Source organism: Flavobacterium sp. 316 (genome assembly GCF_000967805.1).
GTDB classification, from domain to species: domain Bacteria; phylum Bacteroidota; class Bacteroidia; order Flavobacteriales; family Flavobacteriaceae; genus Flavobacterium; species Flavobacterium sediminilitoris.
In genome coordinates, this window is sequence record NZ_JYGZ01000007.1 from 162,444 (window position 1) to 177,730 (window position 15,287).

At 28.9% G+C, this 15,287-nt stretch carries 14 protein-coding genes; 4 read left to right on the top strand and 10 right to left on the bottom strand.

Features of this window, described 5'->3' with window-relative positions; all coding sequences use genetic code 11:
- Nucleotides 1–139: 139 nt before the first annotated feature.
- From murQ to SY27_RS15930, 3 genes are all read right to left on the bottom strand, one after another.
- Complete coding sequence (murQ, locus tag SY27_RS15920) at nt 140–958, bottom strand: N-acetylmuramic acid 6-phosphate etherase (protein ID WP_045972171.1); 819 nt, start codon at nt 956–958, stop codon at nt 140–142.
- A gap of 97 nt (nt 959–1,055) precedes the next feature.
- On the bottom strand, nt 1,056–1,766 hold the full coding sequence (locus SY27_RS15925; RefSeq protein WP_045972173.1) for a ZIP family metal transporter: 711 nt from the start codon (nt 1,764–1,766) through the stop codon (nt 1,056–1,058).
- Nucleotides 1,766–2,509 (bottom strand): class I SAM-dependent methyltransferase, encoded by a 744-nt coding sequence (locus tag SY27_RS15930; protein ID WP_045972175.1) that lies wholly within the window; start codon nt 2,507–2,509, stop codon nt 1,766–1,768. Before SY27_RS15930 ends, SY27_RS15925 begins: the two co-directional genes overlap by 1 nt.
- Nucleotides 2,510–2,651: 142 nt before the next feature.
- Here SY27_RS15930 and SY27_RS15935 point away from each other — a divergent pair, with 142 nt between their 5' ends.
- The 3 genes from SY27_RS15935 to SY27_RS15945 all read left to right on the top strand — a co-directional run bounded on the left by SY27_RS15935 (nt 2,652) and on the right by SY27_RS15945 (nt 4,799).
- Nucleotides 2,652–3,812, top strand: coding sequence for a class I SAM-dependent RNA methyltransferase (locus SY27_RS15935; protein WP_045972177.1), 1,161 nt, complete (start codon nt 2,652–2,654; stop codon nt 3,810–3,812).
- Nucleotides 3,813–3,830: 18 nt separating this feature from the next.
- Nucleotides 3,831–4,064 carry a hypothetical protein gene (locus SY27_RS15940; protein WP_045972179.1) on the top strand — a complete coding sequence of 78 codons (234 nt, stop codon included), beginning with the start codon at nt 3,831–3,833 and terminating at the stop codon, nt 4,062–4,064.
- A 93-nt stretch (nt 4,065–4,157) separates the two neighbouring features.
- Complete coding sequence (locus tag SY27_RS15945) at nt 4,158–4,799, top strand: hypothetical protein (protein ID WP_235271002.1); 642 nt, start codon at nt 4,158–4,160, stop codon at nt 4,797–4,799.
- A 145-nt stretch (nt 4,800–4,944) separates the two neighbouring features.
- Here the strand turns inward: SY27_RS15945 and SY27_RS15950 are convergent, their stop codons facing one another.
- The 7 genes from SY27_RS15950 to SY27_RS18350 form a co-directional block, all read right to left on the bottom strand.
- Complete coding sequence (locus tag SY27_RS15950; protein ID WP_045972183.1) at nt 4,945–5,649, bottom strand: DUF6048 family protein; 705 nt, start codon at nt 5,647–5,649, stop codon at nt 4,945–4,947.
- Entirely contained in the window at nt 5,621–6,142 is a 522-nt protein-coding gene (locus SY27_RS15955) for a DUF6452 family protein (RefSeq protein WP_045972185.1), read from the bottom strand. Before SY27_RS15955 ends, SY27_RS15950 begins: the two co-directional genes overlap by 29 nt.
- Before the next feature lie 56 nt (nt 6,143–6,198).
- Nucleotides 6,199–7,611 carry a 23S rRNA (uracil(1939)-C(5))-methyltransferase RlmD gene (gene rlmD / locus SY27_RS15960; protein ID WP_045972188.1) on the bottom strand — a complete coding sequence of 471 codons (1,413 nt, stop codon included), beginning with the start codon at nt 7,609–7,611 and terminating at the stop codon, nt 6,199–6,201.
- A gap of 774 nt (nt 7,612–8,385) precedes the next feature.
- Nucleotides 8,386–10,083, bottom strand: a complete 1,698-nt coding sequence (locus tag SY27_RS15965) for a DUF2326 domain-containing protein (protein WP_045972190.1) — start codon at nt 10,081–10,083, stop codon at nt 8,386–8,388.
- Nucleotides 10,074–10,307 (bottom strand): ABC-three component system middle component 6, encoded by a 234-nt coding sequence (locus tag SY27_RS15970; RefSeq protein ID WP_045972192.1) that lies wholly within the window; start codon nt 10,305–10,307, stop codon nt 10,074–10,076. The genes SY27_RS15965 and SY27_RS15970 overlap by 10 nt, the downstream gene beginning before the upstream one ends.
- Before the next feature lies 1 nt (nt 10,308).
- Nucleotides 10,309–11,154 (bottom strand): ABC-three component system protein, encoded by an 846-nt coding sequence (locus SY27_RS18345; protein WP_052705392.1) that lies wholly within the window; start codon nt 11,152–11,154, stop codon nt 10,309–10,311.
- A 734-nt stretch (nt 11,155–11,888) separates the two neighbouring features.
- Nucleotides 11,889–14,228 carry a T9SS sorting signal type C domain-containing protein gene (locus tag SY27_RS18350; RefSeq protein ID WP_052705394.1) on the bottom strand — a complete coding sequence of 780 codons (2,340 nt, stop codon included), beginning with the start codon at nt 14,226–14,228 and terminating at the stop codon, nt 11,889–11,891.
- Nucleotides 14,229–14,409: 181 nt separating this feature from the next.
- Here SY27_RS18350 and SY27_RS15985 point away from each other — a divergent pair, with 181 nt between their 5' ends.
- On the top strand, nt 14,410–15,267 hold the full coding sequence (locus SY27_RS15985) for a hypothetical protein (protein WP_045972194.1): 858 nt from the start codon (nt 14,410–14,412) through the stop codon (nt 15,265–15,267).
- Nucleotides 15,268–15,287: the final 20 nt, after the last annotated feature.

The following is a 15,287-nucleotide window of genomic DNA, read 5'->3' on the forward strand; positions in this document are numbered from 1 at the left end:
CGGCTAATATATTTTTAATATCGTGCTTGTAAATATGTCTCCTTCAATATAAAACTTCTTGTCTATTATTTCAATTTGTTGAGAAAACATGAAACCAGAAAGAAGCAGACCAAAAATTAAAAATGTTTTTTGCATAGTATTAATTTGTTTGTTTATAATTGTCAACAGCATTTCTAACACTGCCATGTTGTTTTAGTAATTGTTCTGCTAATGTATAATCAACAGATATTTCGTCCATTATCATTCTAACTCCTCTGTCAACTAATTTGTTGTTACTCAGTTGCATGTCAACCATTTTGTTGCCTTTTACTTTTCCTAGTTGTATCATAGTTGCCGTAGAAATCATATTGAGTACTAGTTTTTGAGCTGTTCCTGCTTTCATTCTACTACTACCTGTTACAAACTCAGGTCCTACAACCACTTCAATAGGAAATTTTGCTGTTAAGGCTAATGGACTTCCTGCATTACAAGTAATACAACCTGTACTAATACCATTTTCATTGCATTTTTCTAAACCACTTACAACATAAGGAGTTGTTCCAGAAGCTGCAATTCCTATAACAACATCATTTTTAGTAATTGTAAATGCTTGTAAATCTAGCCAAGCTTGTTCTGTATTGTCTTCTGCATTTTCAACTGCTTTTCTTATAGCTAAATCGCCACCAGCAATAATTCCGATTACCAAATCAAAAGGAACTCCAAATGTAGGAGGACATTCTGAAGCATCAACTATTCCCAGTCTTCCTGAAGTTCCAGCGCCTATATAAAATAAGCGACCACCTTGTTTCATTTTGGTAGTAATTTCAGTGACTAAAGATTCAATTTGTGGTAATGCTTTTTCAACAGCAAGAGGAACTGTTTTATCTTCATTATTAATATTGATTAATAAATCAGTAACCGACATTTGTTCTAAATGTTGATATTTTGATGCTTGTTCTGTGGTTTTAGTAAAACTCATTGTTCGGTTTTAGTACAAAGTAGCTAAGTTACGAAGATTTTTGTTTTTAAATGTATAGGAAACAAGTTAAAAAAGGATTGAATAAAAAATCTAAAGTTTACATGAAATAAGCCAAAATAATTCCTAATACAATGACGCTTAATTTTGCTAAGTTAAACTTATGACCTTCACTACTTTCAAAGATAATAGTGGAAGAAATATGAAATAAAATACCAATTACAATTCCTGAAATTTGCGTGTAATATTTACTTAAGAAATGTAAATTCTCCGAGATAAAGGTTCCTAGAGGTGTCATTAAAGCAAAAATCATCATGAAAAAGAAAATAGCTTTTTTACTTAATTGTGCATTAACAAAAAAAGTAGTTAAGATAATTGCAATTGGAAAATGATGAATGGCAATTCCATAGGCCAAATGATTATGATTGCTTATTGGCATTCCTTCTAAAAGCGCATGTAAACAAAGGCTAAAGAATAACAACCATGGAATAGCTTGCATTTTATCATGACCGTGAACGTGGCCATGTTCGGCACCTTTTGAAAAATATTCTAAAACAATTTGAAATACAATACCAATCATAATAAATATTCCAATAGGACTACTATGATGATGATGGTGACCATCTGAATGATATAAATCGGCTTCATATACTTCAGGTAATAAATGCATTACAGTTAATGAAAGCAGAAATGCACCACTAAATGCCAATAACAATTTCAAATTCTTTTTGCTCTTTGGACGTAAAAATAAGGCTATAAAATATCCTATAAGAACAGCAAAAAGCGGTAAAAAGTAAATACTATAATCCATTATTTGAATATCATAATTAATCGCTCAGATTGATTTTTAAAGAATTTCTGTAATTTATAATTTCCAAAAATATCTAATAAATAAATTCCAGCTTCTTCCATCATTTTTTCAAAGTCAGCTAATCGAATAGCTTGTACCTTTTCTGTAAAATGGTAATCTTCACCATCTGCTGTAAAACTAATTTCTTTAAAAATATGATTGTCTTTTACATATCGTTTAATATGAAAATCAATATCTTCTACTGTTTTTATCTCTTCAGGAACTAAATTTTCAATTACATAATCCACATTCATAAAATCGATACAGGCAAAACCTGTTTCGTTTAAGCTACTATGAATTGCTTTTAATGTTTTTAAATTATCAGCATCATCATCAAAGTATCCAAAACTCGTAAATAAATTAAAAATAGCATCGTATTTTTCAGTACACACTTCTCGCATATCATGTACTTTAAATTGAAGTGTATCATTAGAAGATTTTGAAGCTTCAATAATACTATTTTCAGATAAATCGGCACCTGTTACAGTATATCCTAAAGAATTTAGGTAAATAGAATGTCTTCCTTTTCCACAAGCTAAATCTAATATCTTAGCATTTTCAGGCAAATTTAAATAACCGGTTAAGTTATCCATGAAGTGTTGAGCTTCATTATAATCTCTGTCTTTATATAAAATGTGATAATACGGTGTATCAAACCAAGAGGCATACCATTTCTTAGGTGTAGATTTTATATTTTCTGTCATTATTCTTTTTCTCACTAATTAATCTTGCAAATTTAGTGTATTTTTGCACTTTAATTCTAATTTTTGAAACTATAGATTTTTAATTTTAGAATTTTTAGAAAATTTACAATTGAAAAATTGTAATTTATATGATAATATTAAGATGGAAAATTTTAAAATGGTAGCCAAAACCTTATTTGGTTTTGAAGAAATATTAGCAAAAGAATTAACTCAATTAGGAGCTCAAAAAGTAGAACAAGGAACACGTGTAGTTAGTTTTGTAGGAGACAAAGGATTTATGTATAAAGCAAATTTAGCTTTGCGTACTGCATTAAAAATTTTAAAACCAATAAAAACATTTAAAGCCTATAACGATAAAAGTTTATATGATGGTATTCAGAAAATAGATTGGTCTGATTATTTAACAGAGTATAAAACATTTGTTGTAGAAACAACATTGCATTCAGAACATTTTAATCATAGTCAATTCGTAGCTTTAAAAACAAAAGATGCAATTGTAGATCAATTTAGAGATAATACAGGAAAACGACCAAACATTGATAAAGACTTTCCAGATTTACGTATTCATGTACATATTGATAGAGATTTAGTTACTATTTCTTTAGACAGTTCAGGAGAATCATTGCATAGAAGAGGTTATAAAACAGCTACAAACATTGCACCTATAAATGAAGTATTAGCAGCAGGAATGTTGTTACTTTCAGGATGGGATGGAACCAGTCATTTTATTGATCCAATGTGTGGAAGTGGAACTATCTTAGCAGAAGCGGCTATGATTGCGTGTAATATTCCAGCAAACATAAATCGAAAAGAATTTGCTTTTGAAAAATGGCAAGATTGGGACAGTGAATTATTTGATAAAGTATTAGAATCATTATTCAAAAAAACACGTGAATTTCATTACACTATAACAGGTTATGATAAAGCACCTAGCGCAGTAGCAAAAGCCAAAGATAATATTCGCAATGCTAATTTAGATGAATATATTTCCATTCGTCAAGCCAATTTCTTTGAAACTGAGAAAATGACAGAAGGACCATTACATATGGTTTTTAATCCACCTTATGGAGAACGTTTGGATATTGAAATGGAACGTTTTTATAGAGAAATAGGAGATACTATGAAACAAAAGTATCCAAACACACATGCTTGGTTTATTACAGCAAATCTTGAAGCATTAAAATTTGTAGGGTTGAAACCAAGTAGAAAAATTAAATTATTTAACGGAAAACTAGAAGCTCGTTTTGTGAAATATGAAATGTACGCAGGTAGTAAAAGAACTAAGTTTCAAATTGATAATTAAAATTTAAAAGCATATATCATGAGTAAAAAAACAAAAGCATTTTTCTATAACTTTTTGAGTTTTACAGCTATTTATATTCCTGCTTTATATATTCTAAAATCCATTACTAATTTAGAAGGGTTTGTTCTTTCTATTACAGCCTTTGTTATTTCATTAGTATTAGGTCCAAAATTCCAATATTTAAAAACAAATGATGGAGAAAAAATCTTCATGAAATGGATTTTCGTAAAAGGAATTAAAGAAGTAAAATAAAACGAAAGAAAGAAGAATAAATATAAAATTTAAAAATCACTAGAAATAGTGATTTTTCTTTTTAGTGATAATCGGAAATTTGTAAAAAATAAGATGATGACTTCAAAAAGAATTAAAATAATACTATTTTGTTTTTCAATGCTTATCATAGTTGGTTTTTCAATATTTTTATTATTGAGCTTTACCACTGAAAATGTTGCTCAGACTAAAAAAAACACGACTATTGATTATACAAAATATGGTTCTATATTACTTACAATAGTAGGAAAAAGAGCAGATAATATTGATTTTACCAATTCTTCATTATTTAAATTTGTTCCAATTGAAAAATCAGATTATAAAAATCAAAACATATTAGTTAAAGAAGGAAATACTTTAAGCTTTTATGCACTTCGGTTTTTATATCTTCCTGGTGATACAAGGCAAGAATCGAATATTTCTTTTAGATTAAAAGTGATAGATGCAAATTTGCCAACTCAAAAATTAGTGATGGACAGAGTGAATATTAATGAATTTGCCATTGTGAATGAGGATTTAAAATATTTTTTTCTGAATGATTCTTTTAATACAGATAGTGTAAATGATGGAGTTACAAATTTTAAAATTTCAAACTATAATTTTAATGAGAAAACAGGAAAGTTGCAGTTCGTTTTTTCATTTAATGTTGATGGAGAAAATAATGAAACAGGAAACGATATGGCAATAATAGGGAATGTAGATGTGGTTGTTTTATAAATGAATTTGTGAAGTTGTCTATACATATATTATACGTTTCATATAATAGTTATTAGATTGATTTTAGACAACTTCCTTTTCATGATTTCCTTTATTTTTATCAAGAAAAAAGAGCTTTGAAATTTCAAAGCTCTTTTTTAGTATCTTAATTTTTATTCTTCTTATAAATAGGGATAAAGTAACTCAGTGTATAATTAAAACCTGCTCCAAATTTCCCATCATAGGTTCTATTAAAACCAGGAATATAAAGATTGTCAAAAGTTTCTGGCTTTTTTTGAGAAATTAAATAATTCAAACGCAATGAAAAACCTAAAAAGAAATTATTGAATAGTTTTGTTTTTACACCACCTACAACTTCAATCCAACTGGCATTTAATCCATCAAATTTTTGATTTGGAAAAACGATATTTTCACCATAAAAATTTGTAGGATCATATATTTTATAAGAATTTAAATTTTGACTAAATGTACTAAAACCATAACGTAAACCTACGTGAATCATGTTTTCCATATCGAGCCAGTTTTCATAAGAATTATAGTCGAAACCAGCTTTAAAATAACTTCCTTTAGCCGTAAAATTTAAACGATCATCATCAACTGTTTTTTCTTCATTACCTAGTTCTCCAGCTACGTAAAACTTCTTAGTTAAACGATAATCTCCTGCAATTTCTAAGCCTTGATAATCTTTGTCATAGAAAGACTTTGTTAATCGGTGTAAATCAATACCTACTCGTAAACCATAACGATCTGGAAAAGTTGCTTTTTTAACTTGTAAAGTATCCTGAGAAAATCCTTGCCAAGAAAACAAGAATAGTACAAAACTAAAAGTATATTTTAATATGTGTTTCATTTTCGTTTTCAATTTTTACGTTTTCTACCGTTATATTTTGTATCCAGTTTGTAGTACTATTAATAGTTGTAGGATTTGTTATTTCAAATGTAGTTTTATAACCACAAGCTCTAGAAATATAAGTGTCGTTTTTGGTATAAGTAAAAGTCAATTCATCAATAGCTTCACCAGTACCAGCACTGTCATGAATGAAATTAAATTTTGTTTCTACAGCATCTGTTCTCAATGGAATAGACACTTTGTTTGTATTGAACAAATATTTTAATACTTCATTTGTAGAAGTTTCATTAGCAACCAAAGCATTATTAGTACTTAATTCTACTATTTTTAAATTGGTTACATTTTTAAGCATAGTGCCATTTCCATTATCATAGAATTGGATAACAACTCTAGGTGTAGTAGGAGTTCCTTCTGCACACAAATCATCTTTTTCACAGTTCCAAAAAGAAATGGCTAAAAGTACCATCAACATTATCATGCTATATTTTTTCATACTTATATTCTTTTCAACCTAGAGGCTATTTAAACTTGGATTGTTGTTATAATTCTTTATCGCTTTTCCAAAAGTACAACATTTTCCACATGATGTGTTTGTGGAAACATATCTACAGGTCTTACGCGTACTACTTTGTACATTTCATCCATCAAAGCTAAATCCCTTGCTTGTGTTGCCGAATTACAACTTACATAGACCACTTTTTTAGGAGCAATTTTTAAAATTTGAGCCACTACATCTTTGTGCATACCATCTCTTGGAGGATCTGTAATAATAACATCCGGATGACCGTGAGTTTTTATAAAATCATCATTGAAAACATTTTTCATATCTCCCACGAAGAACTCACAATTAGTTATACTGTTTCGTTTAGCATTTTCTTTAGCATCAGCAATAGCCTCAGGAACAGCCTCTACACCAATTACTTTTTTTGCTTGCTTTGAAACGAATTGAGCAATAGTTCCTGTTCCAGTATATAAATCATAAACCAATTCCTCACCTGTTAATCCTGCAAACTCACGTGTAATTTTATATAATTCATACGCCTGATCAGAATTAGTTTGATAGAATGATTTTGCATTAATACTAAAATGTAACCCTTCCATTTCTTCTAAAATATACTCTCTTCCTTTAAAAAGTTTTATATCCTGATCATAAATAGTATCATTTGGCTTACCATTAATCACATAGAGTAGGGAAGTGATTTCAGGAAAACGCTCTGCAAGAAAATTCAATAGTAATTCTCTTTGTTCTTTGTCTTCTTTAAAGAATTGAATCAAAACCATGATTTCGCCAGTAGAAGCAGTACGAATCATTAAGGTGCGTAATAAACCTTCATGCGCACGAGGATTAAAAAACTCTAAGCCATTAGCAACCGCAAATTCTTTTATTTCATTACGAATAGCATTAGATGGATCTTGTTGCAAATGACATTTTTCAATATCTAAAATTTTATCCCACATTCTAGGAATATGAAAACCTAATGCATTCTTATGTTCAAATTCTTTTCCGCTTTTGATTTCTTCATCAGTCATCCAGCGCGAATTAGAGAAACCAAATTCCATTTTATTACGATAGAAAAACTGTTTTTCTGAGCCTAAAATAGGTTCGAATTCGGGCATTTCTATTTTACCAATCCTTTTTAGATTGTTATAAACTTCCTGATTTTTATAAAATAATTGTTTGTCGTAGTGCATGTTTTGCCATTTACAACCACCACAAGCACCAAAATGATCGCAAACTACATCTACACGATCTGTTGAAAATTCATGAATAGTAGTTGCTTTTCCTTCATAATAGGCTTTTCTTTTCTTCATTGTTTGCACATCTACCACATCGCCAGGTACTACATTTGGAATAAAAATCACCTTACCATCAGGTGCTTTTGCTACCGATACGCCTTTTGCTCCTGCATCAAGGACTTTTACGTTTTCGAATACGATTTTTTCTGTTCTCTTTCTTCCCATAGCGCAAAAATAAAGTATTGATTAGATTTATAGATACGGTTTAAGAAAAAAATATCTTTTTTATACTCTTTTTTATTAAAAGTCAAATTTGTTTACTACTAATTAAGTTTGGCTTAATAGTAATTGAGTTCGGTTTAATAGTAATTAAGTTTGGTTTACTGCTAATTAAATTATGTTTATTACTAATCGAGTTTAGTTTAATATGAGTTAAGTTTTGCTTAATAGTAATTAAATTTTGCTTAATGCTAATTGAATTCGGTTTATTACGAATCGAGTTTGGTTTAATAGTAATTAAGTTTTGCTTGAAGCAAAATAAATTAGGTTTGAATCGAATTGATTTCGGCTTATTGTTAAGAAAGAAAATAGTATTGAGAAGTATTGTTTCGTTGCCTTGTTCTCGATACATTTTTTATGAAATTGCTATTCGCTTTTCATAAAAAAACTCGAACTGACGTGGTGCAAAAACTAAAATTTCTTTTCAATACAGAGTAAACACAAACTACGTCCCTTCGAGTGCGTAGCGTATCGAGAAGTTATAAAAGAACCTTAATATTCTTTTTATAAAAAACGCCTAAATTAATGTATAATATTATGGAGTTACTAATGGGATGCTTACAGCATGACAAGTTTGTGGTTGTCGATACACGTTACTTTGAGTGTAAAACGTATTGAGAAGTATTGTTTTAGCACACAAATTCCCTCAACTCTGGATTCTATGATGAAAATTTAGTTTTTTAGAAGGATTGTGCAACAGTTACGGTTGTTGTAAGCTGTTTATATTTTAAATAGTTTATCGTTTTCAGAAAGTCTAAGTACAATATATTTATCAACATCTATATCTGCTGGAATTTTATCTTTTACAATTGGTAACACAAATTGACAGTCAATAGAATTTGCTAAATTAATCAAAATTGTACTTAATTGATTATCATGCATGTTTTCAAGTTGGTCATGCATTATGAAATGAATTGTTTTTAATTCTATTTCTTGTGCAAATAATATGTAAGCAAAATCAAATGCAGCAATTTGTCCTTTCTTTTTACCAGTACTAGGATTGCCTTCAAGGTTTGTAACAATTAAATCATAGCCTTTTTCATTTTTCTGAGTACTTAATAAATATTCTTCGCCATATAATTCGCTTGATATTTTTGTGAAATACTTATTAAATAGTGTAATTCTTTTTTGAATTAAATTATCTTTAGAATTAATTTCTGAATTTATTGTTTCTAGTTCTTCACTTATTCTCTCAAGCTTTTCGTTAGAAGAAATCCAATACCTTTTTCTTTCTTCTAAATTACCTTTTGTTTCAAATAATGAATTTAAATTAATTAAAATAGTATCATAATCATCACTATATTCAGAGGCACTTATAAAAACAGACAATATCTTTTCTCGTCTTCTCAATGAAGTTATTTCTCTTGAAATTGACTGTAGTTTCTCAGTCAAACTAGGTAATTCTTTATCAATATACTTTATTTTTTCATCAATTAAATCATTATGAAATTTTACGGTTTCTTGAAAAGTAACTTGTAAATTATTAATTAGTTTCGAAGCCTTGTTGTACAAAGATTCAATTTGGTTAATGTCAATGTTTGTTTTTTCAGTTTCTAAATCTGTTTTACTCTCAAGAATTAACTCTCTTCTCATATTCAATCTACTTAATTCAGTAGAAAGTTTTGATAAATTAAGTTTTATCTCGTTTAATTCTATTATTTGAGACTCAAACTTTTCATTAAAATTGAAGTTAGCTTTTAATTTTTGTAATTCGTCTATTTTAGAATTTACAAGTTCAAGTTGTTGTTCAATTAATGACAGTTCACCTTCTTTTTTTAACCTTTTTTGGAAACTTTCCTCACGTGTTTTTTCTTTGCCTAGTAACTCCTTTTGATTGTGAGTGTCTGTATTAATTCCAAGCCAAAACAGGAATAAAGCTTCATATTCTTCAATTTTTGTATATGGATTTAAAACTTTAACAATGTTTGTTAGCTTATTTTTTTCATCTCTAATATTTTTAGAGACAATTTGTTTAAATGTTGGTTTTTCAACATTAGTGTTAAATATTAATTCTTTAAGTTTTAAATCAAACTCTTTGTCGTTTACAATATTTTTACCATTAATTTCTTGAATTTTTTTAGTATACTTTAAAAAATTTTTCTTAATTACTATAGATTCAGTTACAAAGTCAAGGTCATCAACAATAACTAATGTAATTAAAACATGAGTATCTATTAAAAAACCTTTAACTGTATTATTTTCTTGCTCTTTAAATTCAGAATCTTGATAAATGTTTTTGCCACTTGAGCCAAGACAAAAATCAACTAGTCTTAATACAGTAGTTTTGCCAACATTATTTCCAGTAGTTTGTTTACTATTTTCAACAGTTTCATCTACGATTAAGTTGAGCCCTTTATGAAAAAATATTTCACGAATTACTCCAAGCTTATTTTCTATTTTAAGTTCTTTTAAAAACATTTTTTAATTTTACCGTTTTCCCCTTTGGTTACAACTCCTAAAATAAATAACCAGTCTAAAGTTAGTGAATATAAATTTATTGAGATTTCTTGTTTTTGATTTAAAGATTGGTATAAATCAATATAATCTATATCAACGGAATTCTTGTTTGCAAGAACGTCAATTAAAATTCCTCCTAGATAATATAAATCTCTTTCAGGATTAATATTTTTATCAATTATCATTTTATATTAGTTTAGGTGGTTCTTCCAAAATGTTACAACGCATAAATGCATCAACTATAACAATCATTAAACTGAAGTCAATTGTTTCTTGGTCAAATTCATTGAGTTTATTTGGAGCGTTATTAATATTGTCTAATACTTTTTCAATCACTTTATCTAATATTTTGTCAGCATTAATTTTGATGTCTTCAAAATTAGCGTATTCTGATTTTATGTTAAGATAAACTCTTTTTATATTATGTAAAACAAGTTCTTTTTTTGTTGAACCTTCTTTTTCAATTTCTTCATATATCTTATTTAGCTTGCCTTGATAAGGAGCAAATTCTCGAATAATAGATTTATATCTTTCAATATTGTTGAATTTAATTTTTTCATCAGTATTTGGAGCATTTTCTGTTTCAGTTAAATCAAGAACATCGTCCATTTTTTCCCCAATTAAATTTATTACTCGATTTAGTGATAAAGGATGTCTTGATAATAAATTTTTATTTGAAATTAGCTCTAACATCTTTCTTTCATGCTCACTTTTCCAAGTTTTTAAAAGAGTAGTAGGGTAGGTTTCTTCATTTGCTTTGTTGTCAATCATTACATGATGTTCGTCACAAAGTAAAATAAGATTATCAAACCCTCTTCGTTCATCATCGGTCATGTCCTTGTCAAACCTTGGTCCTTTCTTACTTGCGGCTGCTATATGACAAATCTTGCTGATAATAGAAATTCCATCTTCAGCAATTAATTTTTTTGAACAATTAGGATGTGCACATTCATTTCCAGAAAGAGTGTCTAAACGTCTGACAGTTGATGGTTTATATTGTCTGCTCTTATCTTTACTACCTTTTGATGTCATATCTAATTTGATTCATGCAAATATAATTATTTTGTTTAATTTTCGTGTGTTCTAAAATTACTGCCAACTTAGTTCATATGTATAACAAAATCATACAAAACCATCTAGTTTAGGTAGATAGGTATGATAAAGCCAGTTTGTTTTATTTGTTCCTTACAAACCTAAACTATTCTTTTTACTCTTGCAATACGTATAAATACGTATTTTTTATGCTTTTTTGTACGTATTTATACGTACTAAAGGCTAAATTGTTTGCCAAAACACTTTTTTATGGTGTATTTGGTTAGTTTTGGTAAAAATAGGTGGTTTTTTTTATTTGTGTTACGGTTTCCCGCAAAGAGGTGTTTTTTGTGGTTCTCGATACACTGTTTATACAATTCTAATTACATTTTATAAGCAACACTCAAACAGAGGGAATACAAACAAAAACTAATTTGTAGCACAATCATTAGCCATTAAATTCCACAATCTTGTCATCCTGAATCCCATTTGCAGTTCAATAATACTGAGTTTCTAATGCGACCCTAATAAGGTAACAATTTTCGTTTTAGTGGAAAGTTTTAAAGTTTAACAAAGCAGAAGAAACCTACAATGCTCATTTCGATAAAAAACTAAAAGCTTTTGAAATTGACTATAATCAAAGTTGTATTTTAAAAACGTAATCTAATAAAAAATAAAACCCAATAAGTAGTATTAACTTATTAGGTTTTAAGGTAAAAAGAGATAATAAAGATTTAGAAGATTACTTTTTTAGACACTATAGTACCATTATGTGTAATTGCTTTTACAAATAACAGTTGATTGGTTCTATCTATGTTTTCAATAATTATTGTAGTATTATTTTGATTTTCCTTTATGGCAATAAGTTTTCCAGTAATATCATATAGTGCTACACTTTTTATGTTTTCTAAATAATCAACTGTTATGGTGTTTTCAGAAGTTTTTACACCTAATTTTTCTTGATTTTTAAATTGGGTTTTAGATAAAGCATTGCAAGAATAACTATAATTTATAACCAGTTTAGGTGCTTTTGAAGTTCCTCCTTCAAAGGAATCAGCAACTCTTTTTGCAGATGTGCTAGTTAAGCTAATACCTGTACCTTTTATGCTAAAAGCAATAGCGTTTCCGTTTTGCCAAGTTGATTTATCAATGCTATTTTGTATCAAGTTAACCAATGAAGGTGTTCTTTGTGCTGCGCTACTTTGATTAGTTGCAGGCCATGAAGTGGGTGACCAACTTATGGTGTTGGTATAGTAACTTCTGGAACTTACTCCGTAAGAAAGAGCTTCGACATATTCGGCAGCATTATAAGTGTCTTCTATTGCGATTTCTAATTCACAATTTGCACTATTGGCTTCATCTACAGTAAACTGAATATAAGCACTATTGATTACTGCTCCTTGTGGAATTTTAATATTTCCAAAGCGCAATCCTATAGTTTGATATAATAATCCGTTGTAGCTATCATATACCATTTCTAAATCGGAACTATCCGTATATAATCGTCCGTCTTGCGCTTCTTCTACATCGTCATCACCTGTTAATATTGAAAAAGTTTCATCGTTTGTGAACGTTTCAACAAAAATATAACGTTCGGTAGAAGCTGTTCGTCCATTAGCATCAGTAGCAACTACATTTATGGTTTGTATACCTGGAGTAAAGTTATGATCAAAACTGTAAGGCGCTATTGCATCTGTAGTGACGAAATTACCATTAATATACAATTTCACATTATCTATACCACCTCCATTTTCAATTATGTTAATTGGAATATTAATATTGTTACCACTATCATAACATTGTCCGTTTGTAATATTTGCTAATTCTATTTGTGGTGCAGATTGATAAGTGTCTTTGAAAATTTCAACCACGGCTCCATTACTAGGGTTCCAAACGTCTAAATTAGAAGGTAAAATAAAAGGATTTGTATTAGACACAGAGCCTACATTATCAGCATTGTCAATTTTTATAGTTCTAGCTTCAATTTTGTTTTGGTCTATAAAAATTAATTTGAATTGATTAAACGAACCTGAATTTCTTGTCCAGTTTTTGTTATCATCATTAGCTCTTAATGGAGCGCCCCAACAGCCTTCTCCTAAATAAACAGTACCATTATTGTCATCTCTTATAAACCCTTCATCACTTCCTGGTTCTGTTGATGGTTTTACTGGCCATGTCGATTTTACAGTGTGCGAATCGCAATCCACAACCATTCTTACTTCATTGTTATAAAATGTTTCTGCCCAAGCATTATAAATACTAGTTCCTTCAGATTTGGCAGCATTATGAGGACGCATTGGTTTGTGATATTGTGCTCCTTTCCAAATAACATTTGAATTAGCTTGTAAGTCATTATTTAACCAATTATTCTGATTTCCTGTAACTGAAATTTCGGAATTTAAAGAATACATTCTCACAAGATTAGCTCCAAATGTAACAGCATAATAAGAATCTGAATTTGGAGTATCAAATAAGTTATAAATTGTTGAAGCTCCTTCGTGATTTCCTCTTACAGGTATAATAGGAAACATTCTGCCATCTGAAGCAATTGTTAATTGCCAATCATCAAACCATTCTTGCCATTGACTATTATTATCGCTGTCAGTCATATCACCACCAAAAAAAACAGCATGTGGTTTTAATTTTGCAACTAATTTATTTGCTTTCTGTCTAGGCGTTCTATTATTTCTAGAATCTCCACCAGCTATAAATGATAGTCTGCTTAAATCATTTGGAGCTGTTTTAAACCAAAAGCGTTGACTAGTACCTTGACTATCTTTGATTACAAAATAATAAGCTGTATTTGCTGTTAATCCGCTAATCCTTGCAAAATTATTATTCATGCCTCTATAAGTAATAGCTCTATCAACGATTTTGCTACTTGGATAAGAGTTCCAGTTTGTTCCAAAATCAGTTGTTCCATAATAAACAGTAGGATTTGTTCCTGAAATTTGATTCCAAGCTACTGTAATCGTCGTACTGGGATCATCTAGTAAGATGATGCGATACTTATCTGTATTACTAAATCCAAAAAATGAGGATAATACAAAAAGTAGAATGTAAAATTGTTTCATTTAGTTTGTTTTGTTTTGTTTTTGTTTGTAAAAATATTAGTTTAACTATCAATTAGTTAGTCCCATTTATAAAATTAATGATTTTATAATAATAATGGATATTATTTAATAAATTAGATATGTTTGTTTAATCTTTTGAACATCTAAAAATTGTATTATTGTCGTTAAAAAAATATAAAAAATGAATTCTAAAACTATCTTTTTATTAAAACTATCTGTTTTTACTGTTTTTTTAGCAAGAGCTTATCAGCATATTTTTTGGGATGTACCTTATAGAGCTATATTGTGGTATGAGAATTTAATGAGTCCTGTTCTTGGACTTTTTAACATTGAATGGAGTGAATTTGTAAATGATACTTCAGTAGATACTAAAATTCAGTTTATAATAAAAGGGATTGGTTTTTTATATCTTATGGCTGCTATTTGTGTGTTCTTTTTACAAGAAAATTCAAATAAGTTTATCAAAGGGTTAATAAAAGGGATTGCTTTTTGGCAATTTATAGTTGTATTTTTATTTACAAAGGAATCTTTTTTTCATATAGGACAATATTTTGAACATAGTTTACAATTAGGATTACCATTTTTATTGTTATATGCTTATTCAAAATCGTTTTCATTATCGCGAGGCATTTTAATATTAAAATGGTTAGTAGGAATAACGTTCTTATGTCATGGATTATATGCTTTTGGTTTTTATCCTGTTCCAGGTAATTTTATAGATATGACAATTTCTATTTTGAATATATCTGAAGATAATGCCCGTTTGTTTTTATGGATTGTAGGGATTATTGATTTTTTAATCTTACCACTTTTGTTTATAAATAGAATAGCTAAAGAAGTTGCTGTTTATGCTGTTCTTTGGGGATTTTTAACTGCTTTTGCCAGAATAGTAGCTAATTTCTCAATAGATTTTCCTTTAGATACATTGCATCAATATGGTTTTGAAACCGTTGTCCGTTTGTGTCATGGAATTGCTCCACTATTAATAGTACTATGGTTAAAAGAAATATTGAGTTTTCAAAAGAAAAGTATCGAATAATTTAAAAGTTGTATTTTTGA

Bases quoted from the DNA above. Each gene is read 5' to 3' on its own strand.
- murQ (WP_045972171.1), bottom strand. From the start codon at position 958: ATGAGTTTTACTAAAACCACAGAACAAGCATCAAAATATCAACATTTA.
- SY27_RS15925 (WP_045972173.1), bottom strand. From the start codon at position 1,766: ATGGATTATAGTATTTACTTTTTACCGCTTTTTGCTGTTCTTATAGGA.
- SY27_RS15930 (WP_045972175.1), bottom strand. From the start codon at position 2,509: ATGACAGAAAATATAAAATCTACACCTAAGAAATGGTATGCCTCTTGG.
- SY27_RS15935 (WP_045972177.1), top strand. From the start codon at position 2,652: ATGGAAAATTTTAAAATGGTAGCCAAAACCTTATTTGGTTTTGAAGAA.
- SY27_RS15940 (WP_045972179.1), top strand. From the start codon at position 3,831: ATGAGTAAAAAAACAAAAGCATTTTTCTATAACTTTTTGAGTTTTACA.
- SY27_RS15945 (WP_235271002.1), top strand. From the start codon at position 4,158: ATGATGACTTCAAAAAGAATTAAAATAATACTATTTTGTTTTTCAATG.
- SY27_RS15950 (WP_045972183.1), bottom strand. From the start codon at position 5,649: ATGAAACACATATTAAAATATACTTTTAGTTTTGTACTATTCTTGTTT.
- SY27_RS15955 (WP_045972185.1), bottom strand. From the start codon at position 6,142: ATGAAAAAATATAGCATGATAATGTTGATGGTACTTTTAGCCATTTCT.
- rlmD (WP_045972188.1), bottom strand. From the start codon at position 7,611: ATGGGAAGAAAGAGAACAGAAAAAATCGTATTCGAAAACGTAAAAGTC.
- SY27_RS15965 (WP_045972190.1), bottom strand. From the start codon at position 10,083: ATGTTTTTAAAAGAACTTAAAATAGAAAATAAGCTTGGAGTAATTCGT.
- SY27_RS15970 (WP_045972192.1), bottom strand. From the start codon at position 10,307: ATGATAATTGATAAAAATATTAATCCTGAAAGAGATTTATATTATCTA.
- SY27_RS18345 (WP_052705392.1), bottom strand. From the start codon at position 11,154: ATGACATCAAAAGGTAGTAAAGATAAGAGCAGACAATATAAACCATCA.
- SY27_RS18350 (WP_052705394.1), bottom strand. From the start codon at position 14,228: ATGAAACAATTTTACATTCTACTTTTTGTATTATCCTCATTTTTTGGA.
- SY27_RS15985 (WP_045972194.1), top strand. From the start codon at position 14,410: ATGAATTCTAAAACTATCTTTTTATTAAAACTATCTGTTTTTACTGTT.